This window comes from Nocardiopsis sp. LDBS0036 (assembly GCF_041228755.1).
Taxonomy (GTDB): Bacteria; Actinomycetota; Actinomycetes; order Streptosporangiales; family Streptosporangiaceae; genus Nocardiopsis; species Nocardiopsis dassonvillei.
The window spans coordinates 1,804,064-1,823,258 of record NZ_CP141103.1 but is presented as its reverse complement, the minus strand read 5'-3'; the positions used below and the strand labels follow the sequence as shown (position 1 = coordinate 1,823,258).

The following is a 19,195-nucleotide window of genomic DNA, read 5'->3' as shown; positions in this document are numbered from 1 at the left end:
GGAGGGCCCGCGCCGCCGCCAGGCCCGCGAGAACGCGGGGCCGGAGGGCGGTCCGCCCCGGGAGGGCCCGCTCTCCCCGGGGAACACGGCCCTCCCCGAGGGGCCCTGCCGCCCCTCGGGGGCTCAGCCTCCGCCCGGCCGGGAGCGCAGCAGCCGGACGGTCTCCTCGTGGGTGCGCGGCTCCAGCTCCAGCGGCCGGTCGGTCAGCACCGCCAGGGCGGAGCGGTACTCCTCCCCGCCCCGGTCCGGGACCGCCCCGACGTCCAGGTCCGCCAGCGCCACCGCCCCCGGCGCCCCGCCGCCCTCCCAGGACAGCAGGGCGGGGGCGGCGTCCGCCGGGCTCACCAGCACACGCCGCATCCCGCCGGACAGGCCCAGGCCGGTCGCCTTCAGCAGCGCCTCCTTGCGGGCCCAGTAGCGGAAGAAGGCGCCGACCCGGTCGGCGGGGGAGAGGCGCTCCCAGGCCCGCTGCTCGGGTTCGCCCAGCGTGTAGCCCGCCAGACCCTCAAGGTCGCGGGCCGGGGACACGCGTTCCACGTCCACGCCCACGGGCACCTCGCGGGCCAGGGCCAGCACCACCCACTCACCCGAGTGGCTGACGGAGAGCTCCCACCCCTCGGCGGGGCCGGAGGGGTGGGGCTTGCCGTGCGGGCCCTGCGCGGAGTCCTCGCCCCGGCTGGCGCCCGCCCGCTCCTTCTCCTCACAGGAACGGCAGCGCAAAGCGAAGGTCACCTTCTCGGGCGGGCAGTCGGCCCGCTCGGCCAGCAGCAGCCGGGACACCGCCCGGCCCAGCAGGTGCCGGTCGCGGTCGGCCTGGAGCCGGAAGCGGGCGTTGCGCGACCGTTCCTCCTCGTCCAACAGGCGCAGCAGGCGGTCGTCGGCGGCTGAGGTGCGTACCCACCACACCTCGATGGACAGGGGTGCCGGATCGAGCTTCATGCCCCCCATTGTGTCCCGATCTCCCCCGCGTTCGGTGGTGTGAGGTCAACCCAAACCGGGAATTCGGTTATTGGCAGGTCAGCCCGTCCCCTGGGAGGCCCAGATGTCTGTCGTGGTACTGCTCGGCGCGGGAGCGCTCGTCGGTCTGGTGGCGCTCACGGCGATCGTCGTGGTCACCCTCCTGAGAGAGGGGGGCCAGACCACCGAGGAGGAGGCCGCCGCGGAGACCGGGGAGCCCGGGACCGCCTCCGGGAGGGTTCCGGAGCAGGCGGCGCCCGAGGACGCCGTCCGGCCCGGACGGATCACCACCGCCGACGGGTCCGTAGTCTAGGGAGTCGCGCGGGACCGTGGCCCGTGCCCGAGCAGAGCACGGAAGTGGGTCCATGGCCGAGGAGAACCGTCCGGCGTTCGCCGCCGAGCGCCGGGAGCGCATTCTCGAACTCGTGCGCGCCAACGGCACCATGTCCCTGCGCGACATCGCCGTCAGGGTCCGCGCCTCGGAGGTCACCATCCGCCGCGACGTGCGCGCCCTGGAGACCGAGGGGCTGGTGGACCGCCGCCGGGGCGGGGTCGCCCTGCCCGGCAGGATCGGCCACGAGCAGAGCTACTCCGGCAAGAGCGGCCAGTGCGCCGCCGAGAAGGCCGCCATCGCCACCGCCGCGGCCCGACTCGTGCGCCCCGGCGACGCCGTCACCATCGGCCCCGGCAGCACCGCCGAGGCCTTCGCCCGCGCGCTCCTGACCCGCACCGACCTGACCGTGGTCACCAACTCCCTGCGCGTCGCCGACGTCCTGGCCGGGGCCGTCGGCGTCGAGGTGGTCGTGACCGGCGGCACCCTGCACGGCCCCATCCGGGCCCTGGTCGGGGCGGCGGCGGAGGAGAGCCTGGCCGGGCTGCGCGTCAACCGGGCCTTCCTCTCCGGCAACGGGGTCAGCGCCGACCGCGGCCTGAGCACCCCCAACCCGGCCGTGGCCAGCGTGGACCGCGCCCTGGCCGCCTGCGCCGAGGAGACCATCGTCCTGGCAGACCACACCAAGATCGGCGCCGACACCATGGTGCCCACCGTCGCCCCCGAGGAGATCGCCCACCTGGTCACCGACAGCAGCGCCGACCCCGAGGTGCTGATGACCCTGGAGGAGACGGGCGCCCTCGTCCACGTCGCGGTGGTCGCCCAAGAGCGGGGGCAGTGAGCGGGGAGGGGAAAGGGGACTTCTCCTCTGCGAACGGAGGAAAGGACCGCGTACCCTACCGTTCACACGCGTATCCCGCGTACGCTCCGCCCGTCCCGCACCGCCCGTCCGATCCGCAGGAGCCGCCGCGCATGTCCTCCCAGCCGTCTCCCCAGCAGCCGTCCTCCCCGCCCGTGCGCGTCACCCCCGAACCCGTGGCGCTCCCCGCGCCGTGGGCCGACTCCCGGGTGACGGTGGTCGTGCCCACCTACAACGAGGCGGACAACCTCCCCGTGCTGGTGGGCCAGCTCATGGCCCTGGACCTGCCGCGGCTGCGGGTGGTGGTCGTGGACGACGGCTCCCCCGACGGCACCGGCGAGGTCGCCGACAAGCTCGCGGTCGAGTTCGCCGGACGCGTCGGCGTCGTCCACCGCACCGCCAAGGACGGCCTGGGCCGCGCCTACGTCGCTGGCATGACCCGCGCCCTGGAGGAGGGCGCCGACCACGTGGTGCAGATGGACGCCGACCTCAGCCACCCCGTGGGCTACGTTCCCCAGTTGCTCGGCACCCTGCACGCCACCAACGCGGGCGTGGTGATCGGCAGCCGCTACGTCCCCGGCGGCAGCCTGTCCGAGCGGTGGAACCTCAGCCGCCGTCTGCTGAGCGGCTGGGCCAACGCCTACGTCAAGACCGTGCTGTCCATCCCCATCCGCGACGTCACCGCGGGCTTCAAGATCTGGCGGGCCTCGGCGCTGCGCGTCCTGGACCTGCCCGGCATCGAGAGCACCGGCTACGCCTTCCAGGTGGAGATGCACTACCGGGCCTACCGGCGCGGGCAGAAGATGGTGGAGATCCCCATCCACTTCGAGGACCGCGTCGTGGGCCAGAGCAAGCTCGACGGCTCCGTCGCGCTGGAGGCCGCCCTGCGCCCGCTGCTGCTGCGCCGCGCCGAGCGCGCCCGACGCCGGTAGCGGGGCGTTCGGCGGGGCCGCCCCCGGCCCGCCCGCCGTCCCGTGCGCCCGCCGGTGACATAGGTGTGCCGGTTTGGGGCACGGGACTAACGAGGGAAGGGGGGCGGACATGACTGAAGAGCCCTATGACGTGGACACCGACATGGGGGACGACCCCGAGCTGAGCAAGGCCGTCGCCCGGGAGCGGCGGATCGAGGCCGACTACGACATCCAGGAGTACGACTTCGAGGACCCCGACATGCCGGGGACCGACAGCTCGTCCGAGCCGCGGGGGATCGACGAGGCGGTGCGCTCCGAGCGCAGCGACCTCTACCCGCGCGAGAGCTGGGGAGGGGAGACCCGCAGCGCCGAGCAGGAGGCCATGCACGAGGAGAGCGACGACGTCACGCCCGACGTCGACGAGGGCGCGGCCGTGCGGAGCGAGCACCCCGACAGGCCCTACGAGCATCCGGCGGACACGCCCCACGGCGACCGGGACGACGAGCGCGACCGGACCACCGACACGGCGGGCTACGTTCCGGACGCCGAGGACCCCAGGGACACCGGCGCACCGGACACCTGAGGACCGCGCACTCTGAGGACTGGGCCGCCCGGGGGCACACCGTGTGAGGCGTACCGCCCGGGGCACGGCGTCCACGGCCGTTGCGCGGGATGCGGCCTCCGGCGGAGCGACCCCTGCCCGACGGGGGAGAACGCCGAGAGCGAGGGCCCCCTTCCGCCCGGAGGCGGAAGGGGGCCCTCGCGTTTCCCGTCGCGGCGACGCGTGCGCCCGCGGAGGGCGTGACCGCCTACTCGCTGGCCAGCGCCCCCGTGATCGAGGTGGCCGCCGCCCGGCGGGCGGGCAGCACCGAGGCCAGCAGCCCCGCCAGGACCGCGACCGCGATGAACACCCCGATCTGGCCGAAGGGCACGGTGAAGACCATGTCCGGCATGACCGAGGCCCCGGCCGCCCAGCCGAACACCACGCCCAGCACGATGCCGATACCGGCGCCGATCAGGCACAGCAGCACGGCCTCCACGCTCAGCATCCGGCGCAGCTGGCCCCGGGCCAGCCCCAGCGCCCGCAGCAGCGCGGACTCGCGGGTGCGCTCCAGCACCGACAGAGCCATGGTGTTGGAGATACCGAACACCGCGATGATGATCGCCAGGCCCAGCATCGCCGCGATGGTGTAGAAGGCGATGTCCAGAACCTCGGAGAACTGGTTCTTCATCTCGGCGGCCGACGCGACCTGCATGGTCGGGTGGTCCTCGACCGCGGTGTAGACCGCGTCGCGCACCTCGGCGGCGTCGGCTCCCTCGGCGGCGCGGATGAGCAGCATCTCGTCCTCGTCCACCGACGGGAAGGCCGCGGCGAAGTCCTCCGGGTGCAGGGTCACGCCCGTCAGGGACTGCATGTCCTCCACGACCGCGACGATCTCCACGGACAGGTCCCGGCCGTCCTCGGCCGGGAGGGTGAGGGTGTCGCCCACCCCGGCGCCCTCGGCGTAGCCCTCCGTCACCGTGGCCCGGCCCGGACCGATGTCGGTCACGTCGCCCTCGACGGTGTCGCTGGTGAGGTCGACGCCGACCTCGGCGCCCGGGTAGGTGTAGACGGGGACCGACTGGCCGCCGTCCGTGTCGACGTAGACGCTGCGCTGGCCGATGACCTTGCCCAGGGCGGACTGGCCCTCCAGCGCCACCCGGACCTCGTTCGGGATGGTGGGGAACCGCGGCTCCTGGGCCGCCCCGGCCTCGGTGCCGCCCTGCGTGCCGGAGTCCTCACCGGCGGACGCGCCCCCGGTCGGCTCCGCGGGCTCGGCGGGGCCCTCGGCACCGTCGGCGGGAGCCTCTCCGGCCGCGCTCTCCTCGCCGTCGGCGGGAGCCTGCCCGGCGCCTGCGGACTGCTCGGAACCCTCGCTCCCCGCCGGGTCCTCGGCTTCCTCCGAGCCCTCGGCCGTCTCGGTGGCGGTCCCCGTCCCCTCCATGGAGAACTGCGGGGAGACCTGGTAGTCCACCGGGAACTGCTCCTCCAGCATCCGGGTCATGGTCGTCTCGACGGAGGCGCTGACCACCGAGTACCCGGTGATGAGGGTCGCGCCCACGGTCAGGGCGATCATCGCGGTGGCCGCGCGGCGCGGGCTGCGGGTGGAGTTGTCCACCGCCAGCATGCTCGGCACGCCCACCTTCCGCAGGGGCACGCCGACCAGGCGCACGATGCCGCGCACCAGCAGCGGGCCCAGCACGACCACGCCCACGAACGCGATGAGGGCGGCGGCGGTGACGATGACCGGGCCCATCGTGCCCGGTCCCATCATCTGGGTCAGGCCCACCAGGGCGGCCGCGACCGCGAAGGTCACCAGGCCGAAGACGACGCGGACCCAGCCGGTGCCCTTCTCCAGTCCGGCGGCGGTGGCGCTGGTGCGCAGGGCCGCCAGCGGCGCCACCCGGGTAGCGCGCGTGGCCGGGACCATCGCGGAGAACACGGTCACCACGGTTCCCACGGCCAGTCCGACCAGGACCGCCGTCGGCGTGACCACCACGGGCACCGCCTCCCCGGAGCCCAGCAGCGGGCCGCCGTAGGTCGCACCGGCCATGCCGACGCCCACACCGGCCAGCACGCCCAGGGCGGAGGAGACCAGGCCCACGACCACCGACTCGGTCAGCACCGACCGGAAGACCTGGCCGCGCTTGGCGCCCACGCACCGCAGCAGGGCCAGCTCGCGCTGGCGCTGGGCGATGAGGATGGCGAAGGTGTTGTAGATGACGATCCCGGCGACGAACATCGCGATGAAGGCGAACAGCAGCAGCGCGACGCGCAGCATCTCCGCCTGGCCGCCCACGCTCTCGGCCATGTCCAGACCGAACTGCTCACCGGTGCTCACCTCGGCCGCGCCCCCCAGCTCCGCGGCGACGGCGTCGGCCGCATCCTGCGGGGTGTGGCCCTCGGCGGCGAGCACGTCGATCTCGGCGTAGTCCCTCACGCCGGCCATCTCCCGGGTGGTGTCCGGGTCGAAGACGACGGCGCCCCCCATGCTGTAGGCCGGGTCCACGCCGAACTCGACCAGCCCGGTGAGGGTGAAGTCGCGCTTGTCCCCCTCGGCGTCGAGCACGGTCACCGTGTCGCCGACCGCGAAGCCGGTCTGCTCGGCGGTGGAGGTGGCCAGGGCGATCTCGTCCCCGCTCGCGGGCAGCGAGCCCTCGTCGGCGGAGAAGCGGCTGACCTCGCCCAGCCCGACCGCGGCGGGAGGCACGAAGCCGACCGCGCGGCCGTCGGCGTCTAGGAGCACGGCCTCGCCCTTCAGGAGCCCGCCCGCCTCGGCGACCTCGGGCAGCGCCCGCACCGCGTCCAGCTGCTCGTCGGTGAACGGAACCGGCTCCTCGGGCGGCTCCGTGCTCTCGGGGTCGAACTCGGGCTCGGTGGGCACGGCGATGGCGTCCACGCTGGTGGCCGAGCCCATGACGGACTTCTCGTAGCTGGCGTTGAGGGTGTCGGCGAAGACCATGGTCCCCGACACGAACATGACCCCCAGCAGGATCGCCAGCACGGTGGTGACGTACCGGGACTTGTGCAGACGCAGCCCGGCGAGTGTGGTGCGCAGCATGTCCCTCAGGCCTCTTCCAGCTTCAGCAGCCGTGCGGAGACCAGCTCGGCGGTGGGTTCGACGACCTCGTCCACCAGACGTCCGTCGCGCAGGAAGACCACGCGGTCGGCGTAGGAGGCGGCCACGGGGTCGTGGGTGACCATGACGATGGTCTGGTTCAGGTCGCGGGCCGAGTTGCGCAGGAACTCCAGCACCTCGGTGCCCGAGCGCGAGTCCAGGTTGCCGGTGGGCTCGTCGGCGTAGACGACCTCGGGCGCGTTGAGCAGGGCGCGGGCCACGGCCACGCGCTGCTGCTGGCCGCCGGAGAGCTTGGCGGGCAGGTGGTTGAGCCGGTCGCGCAGGCCCACCACGTCGATGATGTGGTCGAAGCGCTGCTTGTCGACCCCGCGCTTGGCGATCTGCGACGGCAGCAGGATGTTCTGCTCGGCGGTCAGCATCGGCAGCAGGTTGAAGGACTGGAAGATGAACCCGATCCGGTCGCGGCGCAGCAGGGTCAGCTCGGCGTCGCGCAGGCCGGTGATCTGGGTGCGGCCCAGGTGCACGGTGCCCGAGGTGGGCACGTCCAGTCCGGCCAGGCAGTGCATGAGGGTGGACTTGCCCGACCCCGAGGGGCCCATGATCGCGGTGAACGCGCCCCGGTGGAACTCCACGTCCACCCCGGCCAGGGCGTGGACCTGGCTGTCGCCGGTGTCGTAGGTCTTGGTGAGGCCCCGGGCGACCACCACCGGCGGTGAGGTGACCGTCGGGTCGGGCTTCACGGTGAACTCGGTCACGGCAGACAGCTCCAGGAATCGGGGATGGTGTGCGGGCCGGACGGGCTCTCCGTCGCGGCTGTCCACAACGCTAGGTCCGCCCGCCCGGCCCGGGCGTCCCCCGCGGGGCCGATTCGCGACTCGGCCAAAGGAACGGTGGCGGGCGGGTTCGCGACTCCTTCGTCTGGCCGGCGCACCGACTTTCGTCGGGGGTCGTCGGAGCACCCTCCGTCACGGGCCCGCCACGCGCCCCTGCCGGCCTGGGCTTTCGCGGGCGGACCGACGATCGGACCGCGCGGGACCGGGCGCGGCGCGCGCACGGGCCGACCGGGTGCGCCGCCGTAGACTCCCCAGCATGAGGAGCTGGGTGAGCGACCGGGGCAGGGACGCCGGCGCCCTGTGGAACAAGAACCGGGAGTGGTGGTGGGCCCGCCGCCTGACCATCGCCGACTGGCTCTACGCCGTGCTGCCGCTGCCGTTCAGCTGGGTACTGCAACTGGTGGGCAGCACGCAGCTCGGCCTGTTCGGCGGGCTCGTCCCCGCGCTCCTGGCGCTCCTGGCCAACGTGAACATCGCGTTCGCCCTGGCCGCCGGGGTGGTCCTCTACGTGATCCCGGTCGTGTTCGCCGGTGCCACGGTCCTGCTGCGGCGGAGCTTCCCGCAGTGGATGCTCGTCACCGCGCTCGTGCTGCTGCTGTGCTTCGCCAACTTCGTCCCGGCCGTGATCGCCCTGTACTCGTACTCGGTGTACCAGGGCAACCGTCGCCTGCTGGTGGGCTGGTTCGCCCTGTACAGCCTGGCCATGGTCGTCGCCTACGAGGCCAACCCCCTCGGCCAGGTCTTCCTCATCGGGATGCTGCTGGTCGTACCGATGGTCTTCGGCCTGTGGGTGGGCACCCGCCGCCAGCTCATCGACCGCCTCCACGAGCGCGCCGAGCGCCTCGAACGCGAACAGCACATGATGGCCGAGCAGGCCATCACCGCCGAGCGCACCCGCATCGCCCGGGAGATGCACGACGTGGTCGCCCACCGGGTCAGCCTCATGGTGCTGCACGCGGGAGGGCTGGAGGTCTCCGCCGAGGACCCGCGCACCGTCGAGGCGGCCGGGCTCATCCGCACCACCGGCCGCGAGGCCCTCACCGAACTGCGCGGCATCCTCGGGGTGCTGCGCGACGACACCGACGCCGCGCCCACCGCCCCCCAGCCGGTCCTGTCGGACCTGGACCGCCTGGTGGGGGAGTGGCGCGCCGCCGGGATGCCGATCGACCGGGAGGAGAGCGGCCGGGTCCGCCCGCTGCCGACGGGCGTCCAGCGCACCGCCTACCGGATCGTCCAGGAGGGGCTGACCAACGCCGCCAAGCACGCGCCCGGCGCCGCCGTCACCCTGCGCCTGCACTACGCCGACCGCCAGCTGGAGGTGGAGGTGGCCAACGCGCCCGCCCGGGGCCCGGCCTCGCCCATGCCCCGCAGCGGATTCGGTCTGACCGGGCTGCGCGAGCGCGTCGTGCTCTCCGGCGGAAGCCTCAGCGCGGGGGCGTGCCCCGACGGCGGGTGGCGTCTGCGCGCTATCGTGCGAACCGACGATCCATCCGGTACGGAGGAAGAGGTTTCCGAAGGTGATCCGCACGCTCCTGGTCGATGACGAACTCCTGGTCAGGTCCGGCCTGCGGATGATCCTGGACTCCGCTCCCGACATCGAGGTGGTGGGCGAGGGCGGCGACGGCGCCGAGGCCGTGCGCCTGGCCGAGGAACTCGCCCCCGACGTGGTGCTGCTCGACATCCGCATGCCGGGCACCGACGGGATCACCGCCGCCGCCCGCCTGACCGCCCTGCCCCGGCCGCCCCGCGTGGTCCTGCTGACCACCTTCGACCTGGACGAGTACGTGCACAGCGCCCTGCGGGCCGGTGCGGTGGGCTTCCTGCTCAAGGACACCCCGCCCCGCGACCTCATCGGCGCGGTGCGCACCGTCCACGAGGGCAACGCGATGCTCGCGCCCAGCGTGACCAAGCGCATGCTCGAACGCTTCGCCGCGCCCGCCCCCGCCGACTCCGCGGCGGGCCGCGCCGAGGCCGTGCGCCGCCTGTCGGTGCTCAGCGAGCGCGAGCGGTCGGTGCTCCTCGCGGTGGCTCGGGGCCGGTCCAACGCCGAGGCGGGCCGCGACCTGGGCATGCGCGAGGCCACGGTCAAGGCCCACGTCAGCCGCATCCTGGCCAAGCTGGACATGTCCAACCGGGTGCAGGCCGCCATCCTGGCCCACGACGCGGGCTGGGCCTGAGGGCGGACCGGTGTGAGCGGCGGGCCGGACTCCGGGACGGGGCGGGGCCGTCTCCCGCCCCGGATAGGGTCGCTGTCGACCTCGTTCCCCCAGACGAAGGAACCGACCGTGCCAACGCTCCCCTCCTGGCACAGGAAGGTCCTGCCCCGCGTGCTCGGCGGGTGGGGCCTGCTCATGGCCGCCTTCACGGGCAGTTTCGTGGTCAGGCTCACCGAGTCGCCCACGCTCCTGGCGCTGTACGCGTCCGCGGTCCTGGCCGGATTCGTCTGGTTGGACCGCCGGGGCGTCGTCTTCGGGGAGGATCCGTATCCGGGCTCGTCCGAGCGGCGACCGCCCGCGGGGCACGCACGGCCCCTGTCGGGCATGCGGGCGGGGCTGGGCCACATCGCACTGGTGATCCTGTCCTGGATGGTTTCCACGGGGTCCGCGCACACCTGGCTGCTGAGCCCCGGCACGATGCTCATCCTGGCGGTCGTCGTCGGCGTACCCCGACCACCGGAGGCCGAGGACGGGGAGGAACAAGGGGACCCGCGTCGGTGACACACCTCACCGCCGCCCGCCGTGCTCGGGGCGTCCCCCCAGCGTGTCCGGAATCCCCGCACATGGGCGGATCGGCGCCCCTGTTCGCCTCGGTTGCGTCTACCGCCGGGTAGCTCGGTACGCTGCAATGCGATCCCACCCCCCGCAACACCACGTCGTGGCTGATCACAGCAGCCGCAGGAGAAGAGGAGCCCCTATGTCGCGCTCGGTACTGGTCACCGGCGGCAGCCGCGGAATCGGCCTGGCCATCGCCCGTGAGCTGGCCGCGGGCGGAGACGACGTCGCCGTGACCTACCGCTCCGGCGAGCCCCCGGAGGGTCTGCTGGGCGTCCGTTGCGACATCACCGACTCCGCCCAGGTCGACGCCGCCTTCAAGGAGGTCGAGGAGGCGCAGGGCCCCGTCGAGGTGCTCGTGGCCAACGCCGGCATCACCAAGGACCAGCTGCTGGCCCTGATGAGCGAGGACGAGTTCTCCTCCGTGCTGGACACCAACCTCACCGGCGCCTTCCGCGTGGCCAAGCGCGCCGTGCGCGGCATGATGCGCAAGCGCTCGGGCCGCATCGTCCTCATCTCCTCCGTCGTGGGCCTCCTCGGCTCCGGCGGCCAGGTCAACTACGCCGCCTCCAAGGCCGGGCTCGTCGGCTTCGGCCGCTCCCTGGCCCGCGAGCTGGGCTCGCGCAACATCACGGTCAACATCGTCGCCCCCGGCTTCATCGAGACCGACATGACCGCGGCCCTGTCCGAGGAGCGCCAGGCCGAGATCAAGAAGAACGTCCCCCTGGGCCGCCTCGGCTCCTCCGAGGACATCGCCAGGACGGTGGGCTTCCTCGCCGGGCCCGGCGGCGCCTACATCTCCGGCGCCGTGATCCCCGTCGACGGCGGCCTGGGCATGGGCCACTGACCGGGTCCGCCCCCTTTTTCCCTTCAGCCACCGGAAGGGCTCCCCTTCCGCAACGGACCACAGACAGGACGGACGACCCGAACATGGGAATCCTCGAAGGCAAGCGCATCCTCGTCACCGGTGTGCTCACCGACTCCTCCATCGGCTTCCACGTGGCCCGCCTGGCCCAGGAGCAGGGCGCCACGGTCGTGCTCACCGGCTACGGCCGCCTGAGCCTGGTGGAGCGCATCGCCAAGCGCCTGCCCGAGACGCCCCCGATCCTGGAGCTGGACGTCACCGACGACGAGCAGCTCTCCACCCTGGCCGCCCGCGTCGGCGAGCACGTGGACGGCCTCGACGGCGTCGTGCACTCCATCGGTTTCACCCCGCAGGACGCCCTGGGCGGCAACTTCCTCAACACCGAGTGGTCGGACGTGGCCACGGCCATGCACACCTCGACCTTCTCCCTGAAGTCGCTGACCACCTCGCTGCTGCCGCTGATGAAGGACGGCGGCTCGGTCGTGGCCCTGGACTTCGACAACAGCGTCTCCTACCCCATCTACGACTGGATGGGCGTGGCCAAGTCCGCGCTGACCTCCACCGCCCGCTACCTGGCCCGCTACGTCGGCGACCAGAACATCCGGGTCAACCTGGTCTCCGCCGGGCCGCTGAGCACCATGGCCGCCCGCAGCATCCCCGGGTTCTCCGAGCTGGCCAAGCACTGGCCCGAGCGCGCCCCGCTGGGCTGGGACGTCACCAACCCCGAGCCCGCGGCCAAGGCGGTCGTGGCGCTGCTGTCGGACTGGTTCCCCGCCACCACCGGCGAGATCGTCCACGTCGACGGCGGCTTCCACTCCACCGGGGCCTGACCGCCCCGAACGCACCGGCTCCGGCTCCTCCGGAACCGGTGCCCCGCCGTGGGCGTGCGATAGGTTGACGCGGGCGGGCCACCCCCAGGGGGCGGCCCGCCCGTCTGCCGTCGCGGGGCGGGTGCGGCGAGTGCCCGCCGTGTGCCCGAAGAGGTGCGTGCGACCCCGGCAGGCGGCCGTGCGAGCCGAGAGCGAAGGGGACGGGGCAATGGATCTGGGACTGAAGGGGGCACGGGTCGCCGTGACCGGTGCCAGCAGGGGGATCGGCCGGGCCATCGCCCAGCTGTTCGCCGTCGAGGGCGCCGACCTCGCGATCTGCGCGCGCACCCCCGAACCGCTGTCCGAGGCGGCCCGCGAGCTGGAGGAGACCGGCGCCCGCGTGTTCTCGCGCGCCCTGGACGTCACCGACCACGACGCGCTGCCCTCCTTCGTCGAGGGCGCGGTGGCCGAACTCGGCGGCCTGGACGTGCTGGTGTCCAACGTCTCCGGCGGCAGCGCGCCCACCCCCGACCAGTGGGAGCGCGGCTTCGCGGCCGACCTGATGCCCTTCGTGCGCCTGACCGAGGCGGCCAAACCCCACCTGCTGGCCTCCGAGCGCGGCGGCTCGGTGGTGCTGATCTCCAGCACCTCGGCCCTGCACACCACCGTGCCCGCCGGACCGCGCTCCTACGGCGCGGTCAAGGCCGCGCTCAACCACCACGCGTCCTCGCTGGCCCGCGCCTGGGCGGGGGAGGGGGTGCGGGTCAACACCGTCTCGCCCGGCCCGATCGAGTTCCCGGGCGGGGGCTGGGCGCGCCGCCGCGAAAGCGACCCGGGGTTCTACGAGTCCGTCCGCGAGCGCATCCCCTACGGCCGCCTCGGCCACCCCGACGAGGTCGCCCGCGCGGTGGCCTTCCTGGCCAGCCCGGCCGCGGCCTACGTCACCGGACAGAACCTGATGGTGGACGGCGGTTTCCTCGACCGGATCTGAGCGCGCCCCGCCGCGGCCGGGCCCGCCGGGCGGGCCGCGGCGGGGCCGCCCCGTGCGTTGGGGGCCGGTCCGGGGTCGGGTGTCGCGCCGGTGTGCCAGAGGGTGCGGGGCCACGACGGTGGCGTCGCCCTGTGCGCCGGGGGTCAGTCCCGGGATCGGGCGCCGCGCCGGTGCGCCAGCAGACGCAGGACCACGACGGCCGCGCCGAGCGCACCCGCCGCCAGCGTCGCCGCCGTCACGTCGGGAAGCCACGTCAGGGCCGGGCGCGGGCCGTGGCTCACCGCCACCCCCACCGCGGCGGCCACCGCGACCAGCCCCAGCGCCGACCACAGCGCGGTCGCCCACCTGCGGGGCCGCCGCACCTGCACGGCCGCGACGGCGCCCGCGCCCAGCGCCGCCGCGGCTGCCGTGGGCGTCCACACCGACGCCAGGTACAGCGGGTCGGTGCCGGGGGAGGAGGGGGAGTCCCCGCCCGCGAGCATGTGGGCCAGCCCGAAGGCGACCGCCTGGATTCCGTTGTCGCGCAGCATGTCGTAGGTGTTCTGGAGGACCACCACCGCCCTCCCGCGTTCGGGCAGCACCACCACGATCGCCGCGTACCCCGGGGTCGAACCGCCGTGGAAGACGATCGGCTCACCCAGGTCGGACAGGGCGGTGTCGCGCCATCCCAGGCCGTACTCCTGCGCCGAACCGGGGACCGGGACCAGCCCCGTGCGGGCCTCCTCCAGTGCGGCGGCGTCCAGCACGGGCGGCTCCGCCGCCACCTGCGCCCGCGCGAACGCGGCCAGGTCGGTGACGTCCCCGCCCAGGTAGCCGTAGGCGGCTCCCTCGTCGTCCACACCGTCGGCGTCGGCCACCGGCACGCCCCACAGCGTGCGGTGCCCCGGGCTCAGCCCGGCCTCCCGCGCCTGGGCCGCGCTGGCGAAGACGCCGTCCATCCCCGTCGGTTCCAGGACGCTCTCGCGCAGGTACCCGTGGAAGTCGCCGGTCACCTCCTCCATGACGGCGCCCAGCACGAGGTAGTTCGCGCTGCTGTACTCGTGCGTGCCCGGGGTCCCCGGCTCCGAGGCGGCGACGCGCGCCATCCGCGCGTCCAGGTCCGGGGCCCCCTCGCCGTAGAGGTCGCTGGTGGCTGCGGCGGTGCGCCCGGTGAGCCCCGAGGTCTGAGTGAGCAGGTCGCGCACGGTGGGGTCGGCGCCGAACTCCGCGAAGACCGGCAGGTACTCCTCGACCGGGGCGTCCAGGTCCAGACGCCCCTCCCCGGCAAGGACCAGTGCGGCGGTGGCGGTCACGGGCTTGGCCACCGACCCCCACAGGAACGGGGTGTGCTCGTCCACCGGGGCGCCGTCGCCGTCCACGCCGAAGGTCCCCCGGTGCTCGACGCCCCCGGGGCCGACCACGGCGTAGGCCAGTCCGGGGGTGTTGGTGGCGGCCATGCGTTCCTGGACGTAGGCGTCCATCGCGGCGGGGTCATTGGGAGCCGCGTCGTCCGGTGGGGCTGTGACCACGGGGGACAGGGCGAGCAGCAGGGCGAGGGGGACGTGGGTGAGGGGGAGGGGCATGAGGGGGCCTTTCGATAACCGTATATCCATACGATTATGACCGTACCATGATACGGTTATCCGGTGCCGAGAACCGCAGACCACGCCCAGAGGCGCACGCAGATCACCGGCGCCGTGTGCGAGCTGATCGCCGAACGGGGGCTGGACGCCGTGACCGTGGCCCGCACGGCCGCGCGCGCGGGGATCTCCGTCGGGCTCGTGCAGCACTACTTCCCGTCCAAGGACGACATGCTCCTGCACGCGTTCGAGCGGGTCAGCACGGCCGTCGCCACCCGCGTCGCGGACGTGGTCAGCGAGGGCGCCCGGCACGAGAGGACCATTTCCGGGATCCTGCTGGCCGCGCTGGCCGAGCACTTGCCCCTGGACGAGCCCCGCCGGGCGGAATTCCGGGTGATCCGCGTCTTCGCCGGACGGGCCCTGGAGAACCCGGCCCTGGCCGAGGTGGACGCGCGCACGGCGGACGCGCTGCACGCCGAGATCGCCCGGGCGGTGCGCAACGGCGTGGAGTGCGGTGAGGTGGAGGCGGACGTGGACGCCGCCGCGTCCGCCGCCCGCGTCGCCGCCGTGGCCGAGGGGCTGGCCACCCAGGTCTACCGGGGCGGGCCGGGAGCCGCCGAGCGTGCCCGGGAGGCGTTGCGCGCGGAACTGGGTTCGGTGTTCACGGGAGAGTGCCGCCAGTACGCGCGCTGAACCGCCGACCCCGGCCGCGTTCCCGGCCGCGGTGGCGGTGTTCCCCCTGGAACGGCCGGAGTCTCCGAAGCGCTCCCGGAGGTCGTTGTTCTCCCGGAGGCCGCTGTTCTCCCGGGGCGGGGATCACGGTCCTGCTGCCGGTCACGCCCCTGGTTCGGGCTCGCTGAGCCGCCGGGTCTGCGTGTGCAGGATGTCGATGGTCTTCGTGACGTAGTCGGTGATCACGGCGAGTTCGGCCTCGTCGTACCCGGCCATCAGTTCGCCCATCGCCCGCGACAGCCCCGCGAAGGCGTCGGCGGGGTCGGGCCGCGCCTCGACGTCCGCAGAGACGAGCACGCGCCGCCGGTCGGCGGGGTCGGGGACGCGCTGCACGTAGCCCAGGCGGTGCAGCCGGTCGACGAGTCCGGTGACGGCTCCGGGGGTCAGGCCGGTCAGCTCGGCCAGCGCGCCCGCCGTGAGCGGGCCCTGTCGTTCGATCAGGCCCAGCGCGCGGTGGTCGAGCGCGCGCAGTCCCAGGCGTTGGCCGACGGCCTCGTGGAAGAGCACGACGGCGGTGCTGAGCTGCCGTCCGAGGTCGCTGCCGTCCCCTGCCGTGTCGCTGTCCCCGCTGTCCATGCCCCGTCGCCCCCTTCTCCGCTGCACCGCCTTCCTCCTGCCTGCGGTGAACTTCTTTCAGGCTATCGAATATTTTAGTTTAGTGAACTAAAGTAAATATCCGATAGGCACCGCCACCGCGAACCGGGAGAGCGACGATGACGGAGAGAGCCACCATCCCCGAGCTGACCTGGCGCGCACACCTGCGGCTGGCCCTGGAGCCTCCGCGCTGGGCACTGGCCTTCTACGTCCGCCACCTCCCCCTGGTGGTGGGCCTCTCCCTGGTCCCGGCGGTCGAACGCTTCGGGGTGGCGCTGTGGGGCGACGCGCTGGCGACGCCCTCGCGCGTGGCTCTGGAGGTGCTCGCCCAAGGGGCGAGGGTGGTGCTGATCGTCCTCGTCATCCGCATCGCGATCCTCAAGGACGAGCGGGTCCGGGCCGGGAGGCGTCTGGGCGACGGCCGCCGCGTCCAGGCGTTCCTCGACCACCGGTGGCCCGGCCTGCTGTGGCAGGGGGTGCTGCTGCTCGCGCTGTTCGCCGTCTTCTCCGTCGTCCCCGAACAGGTCGTGCCCCTGTGGATTCCCGCCTCGGGGCAGGACCTCTACTGGGCGCTGCTGCTCGCGGTCAAGAACGTCACGGTCATCGCCGTCACCCTCGTCTGGATGGTCGGCGCGGTCCGTCAGATGCTCATCGAGGGCGGGTGTCTGCTGGAGGGGGCGCCCGGGTCCGAGCCCGGCCCCGGACCCGGCCCCGATGAGGCGTGAGAGGGCGGAAGGCGGAGGGTGGGCTTCGCGCGGGTTCAGGGGGAGGTCGGGGGGTCTGGCTGGTTGAGGAGGGTGGCGATGTGTTCTTTGGGGTAGCGGCGTGCTCCGCCGGGGGTGCGGAAGGGTTTGAGGACGTTGTCCCATTCGCCTCGGTGGAGGCTGCGGGGGCGGATGTTGAACAGGGCGGCGACTTCGCTGGGTGTGAGGACGTCGGGGCGGCCGTCGAGGAGGTAGCTGTAGTCGGGCATGAGGGGCTTTCCGTGTCTTCGGAGGTTCGGTACTCGGCGCTGGGTGTGGTGCGGGTGGCTGGTGGGGTGGCCCCGCCTCCCCGGGGAAGGAGGAGGCGGGGCTTCGGGCTGGTGCGGAGGCACCGGCCCGTCCGCACCGGCCCGGGGGACAGGTCGGGTGGTGCGGAGCATGGAGAGCTGAGCGCTCACAGGGACACGTGGGTCACCAGGGGAAGACGACGCGGACGGTGATCGCGCCGCAGGAGTGTTGCTTCCAGTCCCAGTAGGAGCACAGGGCCTCGACCAGCAGAAGTCCGTTGCCGCTGGGGCGCAGGGGTTCGGAGCTGGGTACGCGCGGGAACGTGGGTTGCGCGCCGGGGCGGGGGCCGTTGTCGGTGACGCGGAGTTCCAGGTGGCGGAGGGTGCGTTCGATCTCCACGCGGATGCTGCCGCCGGGGAGCCCGGACGCCGAGTGGCGCAGCGCGTTCGTGACGAGCTCCGACACAGTGATGCCGACGGGTTCGGCCAGGCTGGGGCGTGAGCGGGTGGCTTGGGCGGCCCAGCGGCGGGCGATCTTGACGTGGCCGAGTTCGGGGCCGAGCAGAATGCCTGATTTGGTGCTGGTTCCGCACAGTCGGCGTGGAAGCGGGATGGGCGGAACGGTAGACTTTTGCATGTTTCACCTCGGGGGTTTCGGGGTGGAGCGCCTTGCCTCGGGGACCGCCTTCGACTTCGGTCTCCGGGGCTTTTTGCTGCCATCACATACTTGTGCGCCTTGGCTACCTCGCGGTTGCACCGACCCTTCGAGCCCTAACCTTGGTGTTTCTTGCTCTCCTCACGCCACTACCTGAAGAACTTGCGAAAAGGCCAGACAGGCCTCGGAAGCTCGGCGTAATATTCCGAGCATGAGCGACCCTCCGTTTCGTGAACTCATTAAGACCTTCCGCGATTTGCAAGGCCTCACTCAGGAGCAGTTGGCTGCCCGGGTGGGCTGTTCTGCCGCTTCCGTATCCCGGTGGGTGAACGGACAATCCCTTCCCCACCTCCCTCTTGCGGAGAAAATGGACAAGGTACTCCGCGCGGATGGGAAGCTGATCGCTGCGTGGCGTCAGGCTACGAGTGGACATGCCCTGCCCGAGTGGGCACGAGATTTGGAGGCCATAGAGCGTGCCGCAAGGCAGCTCAGCATTGTGGCACCTGCTCTTATTCCTGGGCTGTTGCAGTGTCCGGAGGTTGCCCGTGGTGTGTTTCGGACAGCACAGCCGCTTGCCACCGCGAAGGAGCTTGATCGCTTGGTGGCTCTGCGCACAGGCAGATTGGAAGAGTTGCCTGACCTCGAAGTGACTGCTGTCTTTCCTGTTACGGCTGTATCTGGCCTCCCTGAGCCCCTTCGTCGGGCGCAGGTGCCGTACCTCATCGAGTGGGCTGAAACAGGGCGGGTCGCGGTGCACCTTGTGCCTGAGGGAACGACGCTCCTCGGCCCTTCGGCTCCGTTGATGCTCTTCCGTCTGGAGTCAGGGGAACTCGCGGTCGTCAGTGATCACGCTGACGGTAACGTGATCCACGAGGACAGCACGCACGACAGACTGTCCGCTCAAGCCACCACCGCGCTGGCAGCATCCCTGCCACTTGCACTCTCGCTCGATGTACTGAGGAAGCTCACATGAACACCACCACCGAATGGCATAAGTCCAGCTACAGCGCCAACGGGGGCAACTGCGTTGAGACCCGAGAGCACAAGGCTGGTTCGGACGTGCGTGACACTCAGAATCGGAACCAGGGGCATCTGACGTTCGCTCGTCAGGAGTGGGCCGCCGTTCTCGCTGTCACGAAGGGATGAGCCGTGAAGTCTGACTGGCACAAGTCCAGCTACAGCGGTGGTGACGGCGGGAACTGTGTGGAGGTCGCGGAAGGGCCTACCACCCACGTTCGTGACACCCAGAACCGGGAGTTGGGCCATCTGTCGGCCGAGGCCTCGGAGTGGACGGCACTACTGGCTGCGGTGCGCGTCCGGTAGCGAAGTACCGCGATCCGGCCCTGCCCGCGCCTGGGCAGGGCCGGTTTCCTTTCCCACTCGTCACCCGCTCCGCGCCAGCCACACATCCACCACGAAACCGGGCCCGCAACCGGCCACACCTGGCTACGGTGTCCACCATGGCTACTCACGAGGAGCTGTCCGCCCGCTATCCCGACGTCCTCTTCACCAATCTGCCACCCGGCACCCACGGCACGGGGGCGGTCTGGGAGGTCCGGTCCCGCGGTTCCGACACGATCATCATGTACGCGCACACCGACGAGCAGGCCGACAGGTACGCGAAGGTCGTCGCCCGAGCGGTCAAGTACCCCGGCCAGATGGGGTGACGACGCCCCGCGCCGACGGACTGGGCTTGATCGGGTCCACTCCTGCATGC

General features: G+C 72.5%; 23 protein-coding genes. 16 read left to right on the top strand and 7 right to left on the bottom strand.

Going from position 1 to position 19,195, the window contains the following annotated elements; all coding sequences use genetic code 11:
• Positions 1-123 precede the first annotated feature (123 nt).
• Positions 124-948: a 4'-phosphopantetheinyl transferase superfamily protein gene (locus tag UIS43_RS07590; protein WP_019608354.1), complete on the bottom strand. Its 825-nt coding sequence runs from the start codon at positions 946-948 to the stop codon at positions 124-126.
• Between the two features lie 94 nt (positions 949-1,042).
• On the opposite strand from UIS43_RS07590, the gene UIS43_RS07585 reads away from it, so the two are divergent.
• From UIS43_RS07585 to UIS43_RS07570, 4 genes are all read left to right on the top strand, one after another.
• Entirely contained in the window at positions 1,043-1,270 is a 228-nt protein-coding gene (locus tag UIS43_RS07585) for a hypothetical protein (RefSeq protein ID WP_370012903.1), read from the top strand.
• A gap of 52 nt (positions 1,271-1,322) precedes the next feature.
• On the top strand, positions 1,323-2,129 hold the full coding sequence (locus tag UIS43_RS07580; protein ID WP_013153806.1) for a DeoR/GlpR family DNA-binding transcription regulator: 807 nt from the start codon (positions 1,323-1,325) through the stop codon (positions 2,127-2,129).
• A gap of 131 nt (positions 2,130-2,260) precedes the next feature.
• Complete coding sequence (locus UIS43_RS07575) at positions 2,261-3,079, top strand: polyprenol monophosphomannose synthase (RefSeq protein ID WP_013153805.1); 819 nt, start codon at positions 2,261-2,263, stop codon at positions 3,077-3,079.
• A gap of 130 nt (positions 3,080-3,209) precedes the next feature.
• Positions 3,210-3,641 carry a hypothetical protein gene (locus UIS43_RS07570; RefSeq protein ID WP_019608358.1) on the top strand — a complete coding sequence of 144 codons (432 nt, stop codon included), beginning with the start codon at positions 3,210-3,212 and terminating at the stop codon, positions 3,639-3,641.
• 226 nt (positions 3,642-3,867) lie between these two features.
• On the opposite strand, the gene UIS43_RS07565 is transcribed toward UIS43_RS07570, so the two are convergent.
• Both UIS43_RS07565 and UIS43_RS07560 read right to left on the bottom strand, forming a co-directional pair.
• Positions 3,868-6,660: an FtsX-like permease family protein gene (locus tag UIS43_RS07565; protein WP_370012902.1), complete on the bottom strand. Its 2,793-nt coding sequence runs from the start codon at positions 6,658-6,660 to the stop codon at positions 3,868-3,870.
• Positions 6,661-6,665: 5 nt separating this feature from the next.
• Complete coding sequence (locus tag UIS43_RS07560; RefSeq protein ID WP_013153802.1) at positions 6,666-7,433, bottom strand: ABC transporter ATP-binding protein; 768 nt, start codon at positions 7,431-7,433, stop codon at positions 6,666-6,668.
• A gap of 334 nt (positions 7,434-7,767) precedes the next feature.
• Here UIS43_RS07560 and UIS43_RS07555 point away from each other — a divergent pair, with 334 nt between their 5' ends.
• The 6 genes from UIS43_RS07555 (at position 7,768) to UIS43_RS07530 (ending at position 12,947) form a co-directional block, all read left to right on the top strand.
• A complete protein-coding gene (locus UIS43_RS07555) occupies positions 7,768-9,054 on the top strand; it encodes a sensor histidine kinase (protein WP_041552766.1) in 1,287 nt (428 codons plus the stop codon).
• On the top strand, positions 9,029-9,688 hold the full coding sequence (locus tag UIS43_RS07550) for a response regulator transcription factor (protein ID WP_013153800.1): 660 nt from the start codon (positions 9,029-9,031) through the stop codon (positions 9,686-9,688). Before UIS43_RS07555 ends, UIS43_RS07550 begins: the two co-directional genes overlap by 26 nt.
• 108 nt (positions 9,689-9,796) lie before the next feature.
• Complete coding sequence (locus UIS43_RS07545) at positions 9,797-10,228, top strand: hypothetical protein (RefSeq protein ID WP_013153799.1); 432 nt, start codon at positions 9,797-9,799, stop codon at positions 10,226-10,228.
• A 196-nt stretch (positions 10,229-10,424) separates the two neighbouring features.
• A complete protein-coding gene (locus tag UIS43_RS07540; RefSeq protein ID WP_013153798.1) occupies positions 10,425-11,129 on the top strand; it encodes a beta-ketoacyl-ACP reductase in 705 nt (234 codons plus the stop codon).
• A gap of 83 nt (positions 11,130-11,212) precedes the next feature.
• On the top strand, positions 11,213-11,977 hold the full coding sequence (gene fabI / locus UIS43_RS07535; RefSeq protein ID WP_019608363.1) for an enoyl-ACP reductase FabI: 765 nt from the start codon (positions 11,213-11,215) through the stop codon (positions 11,975-11,977).
• A 208-nt stretch (positions 11,978-12,185) separates the two neighbouring features.
• A complete protein-coding gene (locus UIS43_RS07530; RefSeq protein WP_013153796.1) occupies positions 12,186-12,947 on the top strand; it encodes an SDR family NAD(P)-dependent oxidoreductase in 762 nt (253 codons plus the stop codon).
• 143 nt (positions 12,948-13,090) lie between these two features.
• On the opposite strand, the gene UIS43_RS07525 is transcribed toward UIS43_RS07530, so the two are convergent.
• A complete protein-coding gene (locus UIS43_RS07525; protein ID WP_071622355.1) occupies positions 13,091-14,509 on the bottom strand; it encodes a serine hydrolase in 1,419 nt (472 codons plus the stop codon).
• Between the two features lie 63 nt (positions 14,510-14,572).
• On the opposite strand from UIS43_RS07525, the gene UIS43_RS07520 reads away from it, so the two are divergent.
• On the top strand, positions 14,573-15,199 hold the full coding sequence (locus tag UIS43_RS07520; protein WP_013153794.1) for a TetR/AcrR family transcriptional regulator: 627 nt from the start codon (positions 14,573-14,575) through the stop codon (positions 15,197-15,199).
• Positions 15,200-15,340: 141 nt separating this feature from the next.
• Here UIS43_RS07520 and UIS43_RS07515 read toward each other — a convergent pair whose 3' ends face one another.
• Positions 15,341-15,814 carry a MarR family winged helix-turn-helix transcriptional regulator gene (locus tag UIS43_RS07515; protein ID WP_013153793.1) on the bottom strand — a complete coding sequence of 158 codons (474 nt, stop codon included), beginning with the start codon at positions 15,812-15,814 and terminating at the stop codon, positions 15,341-15,343.
• Between the two features lie 137 nt (positions 15,815-15,951).
• Here UIS43_RS07515 and UIS43_RS07510 point away from each other — a divergent pair, with 137 nt between their 5' ends.
• Entirely contained in the window at positions 15,952-16,557 is a 606-nt protein-coding gene (locus UIS43_RS07510) for a hypothetical protein (protein ID WP_071622354.1), read from the top strand.
• A gap of 35 nt (positions 16,558-16,592) precedes the next feature.
• Here UIS43_RS07510 and UIS43_RS07505 read toward each other — a convergent pair whose 3' ends face one another.
• Both UIS43_RS07505 and UIS43_RS07500 read right to left on the bottom strand, forming a co-directional pair.
• Positions 16,593-16,805 carry a helix-turn-helix domain-containing protein gene (locus UIS43_RS07505; protein ID WP_013153608.1) on the bottom strand — a complete coding sequence of 71 codons (213 nt, stop codon included), beginning with the start codon at positions 16,803-16,805 and terminating at the stop codon, positions 16,593-16,595.
• A 202-nt stretch (positions 16,806-17,007) separates the two neighbouring features.
• The gene (locus tag UIS43_RS07500; protein ID WP_370012901.1) at positions 17,008-17,460 is read right to left on the bottom strand and encodes an ATP-binding protein; all 453 of its coding nucleotides are present in this window, start codon (positions 17,458-17,460) and stop codon (positions 17,008-17,010) included.
• 229 nt (positions 17,461-17,689) lie between these two features.
• Here UIS43_RS07500 and UIS43_RS07495 point away from each other — a divergent pair, with 229 nt between their 5' ends.
• The 4 genes from UIS43_RS07495 (at position 17,690) to UIS43_RS07480 (ending at position 19,145) form a co-directional block, all read left to right on the top strand.
• On the top strand, positions 17,690-18,451 hold the full coding sequence (locus tag UIS43_RS07495) for a Scr1 family TA system antitoxin-like transcriptional regulator (protein ID WP_370012900.1): 762 nt from the start codon (positions 17,690-17,692) through the stop codon (positions 18,449-18,451).
• Complete coding sequence (locus UIS43_RS07490) at positions 18,448-18,624, top strand: DUF397 domain-containing protein (RefSeq protein WP_370012899.1); 177 nt, start codon at positions 18,448-18,450, stop codon at positions 18,622-18,624. Before UIS43_RS07495 ends, UIS43_RS07490 begins: the two co-directional genes overlap by 4 nt.
• A 3-nt stretch (positions 18,625-18,627) precedes the next feature.
• Positions 18,628-18,801 (top strand): DUF397 domain-containing protein, encoded by a 174-nt coding sequence (locus UIS43_RS07485; protein WP_370012898.1) that lies wholly within the window; start codon positions 18,628-18,630, stop codon positions 18,799-18,801.
• Between the two features lie 137 nt (positions 18,802-18,938).
• Entirely contained in the window at positions 18,939-19,145 is a 207-nt protein-coding gene (locus UIS43_RS07480) for a hypothetical protein (protein WP_013153786.1), read from the top strand.
• Positions 19,146-19,195 lie beyond the last annotated feature (50 nt).

What these genes read in the sequence shown, in the direction of transcription:
- UIS43_RS07590 (WP_019608354.1), bottom strand. Translation starts at nt 948, where the DNA reads ATGGGGGGCATGAAGCTCGATCCGGCACCCCTGTCCATCGAGGTGTGG.
- UIS43_RS07585 (WP_370012903.1), top strand. Translation starts at nt 1,043, where the DNA reads ATGTCTGTCGTGGTACTGCTCGGCGCGGGAGCGCTCGTCGGTCTGGTG.
- UIS43_RS07580 (WP_013153806.1), top strand. Translation starts at nt 1,323, where the DNA reads ATGGCCGAGGAGAACCGTCCGGCGTTCGCCGCCGAGCGCCGGGAGCGC.
- UIS43_RS07575 (WP_013153805.1), top strand. Translation starts at nt 2,261, where the DNA reads ATGTCCTCCCAGCCGTCTCCCCAGCAGCCGTCCTCCCCGCCCGTGCGC.
- UIS43_RS07565 (WP_370012902.1), bottom strand. Translation starts at nt 6,660, where the DNA reads ATGCTGCGCACCACACTCGCCGGGCTGCGTCTGCACAAGTCCCGGTAC.
- UIS43_RS07555 (WP_041552766.1), top strand. Translation starts at nt 7,768, where the DNA reads ATGAGGAGCTGGGTGAGCGACCGGGGCAGGGACGCCGGCGCCCTGTGG.
- UIS43_RS07540 (WP_013153798.1), top strand. Translation starts at nt 10,425, where the DNA reads ATGTCGCGCTCGGTACTGGTCACCGGCGGCAGCCGCGGAATCGGCCTG.
- fabI (WP_019608363.1), top strand. Translation starts at nt 11,213, where the DNA reads ATGGGAATCCTCGAAGGCAAGCGCATCCTCGTCACCGGTGTGCTCACC.
- UIS43_RS07530 (WP_013153796.1), top strand. Translation starts at nt 12,186, where the DNA reads ATGGATCTGGGACTGAAGGGGGCACGGGTCGCCGTGACCGGTGCCAGC.
- UIS43_RS07525 (WP_071622355.1), bottom strand. Translation starts at nt 14,509, where the DNA reads ATGCCCCTCCCCCTCACCCACGTCCCCCTCGCCCTGCTGCTCGCCCTG.
- UIS43_RS07515 (WP_013153793.1), bottom strand. Translation starts at nt 15,814, where the DNA reads ATGGACAGCGGGGACAGCGACACGGCAGGGGACGGCAGCGACCTCGGA.
- UIS43_RS07510 (WP_071622354.1), top strand. Translation starts at nt 15,952, where the DNA reads ATGACGGAGAGAGCCACCATCCCCGAGCTGACCTGGCGCGCACACCTG.
- UIS43_RS07505 (WP_013153608.1), bottom strand. Translation starts at nt 16,805, where the DNA reads ATGCCCGACTACAGCTACCTCCTCGACGGCCGCCCCGACGTCCTCACA.
- UIS43_RS07500 (WP_370012901.1), bottom strand. Translation starts at nt 17,460, where the DNA reads ATGCAAAAGTCTACCGTTCCGCCCATCCCGCTTCCACGCCGACTGTGC.
- UIS43_RS07495 (WP_370012900.1), top strand. Translation starts at nt 17,690, where the DNA reads ATGAGCGACCCTCCGTTTCGTGAACTCATTAAGACCTTCCGCGATTTG.
- UIS43_RS07490 (WP_370012899.1), top strand. Translation starts at nt 18,448, where the DNA reads ATGAACACCACCACCGAATGGCATAAGTCCAGCTACAGCGCCAACGGG.
- UIS43_RS07480 (WP_013153786.1), top strand. Translation starts at nt 18,939, where the DNA reads ATGGCTACTCACGAGGAGCTGTCCGCCCGCTATCCCGACGTCCTCTTC.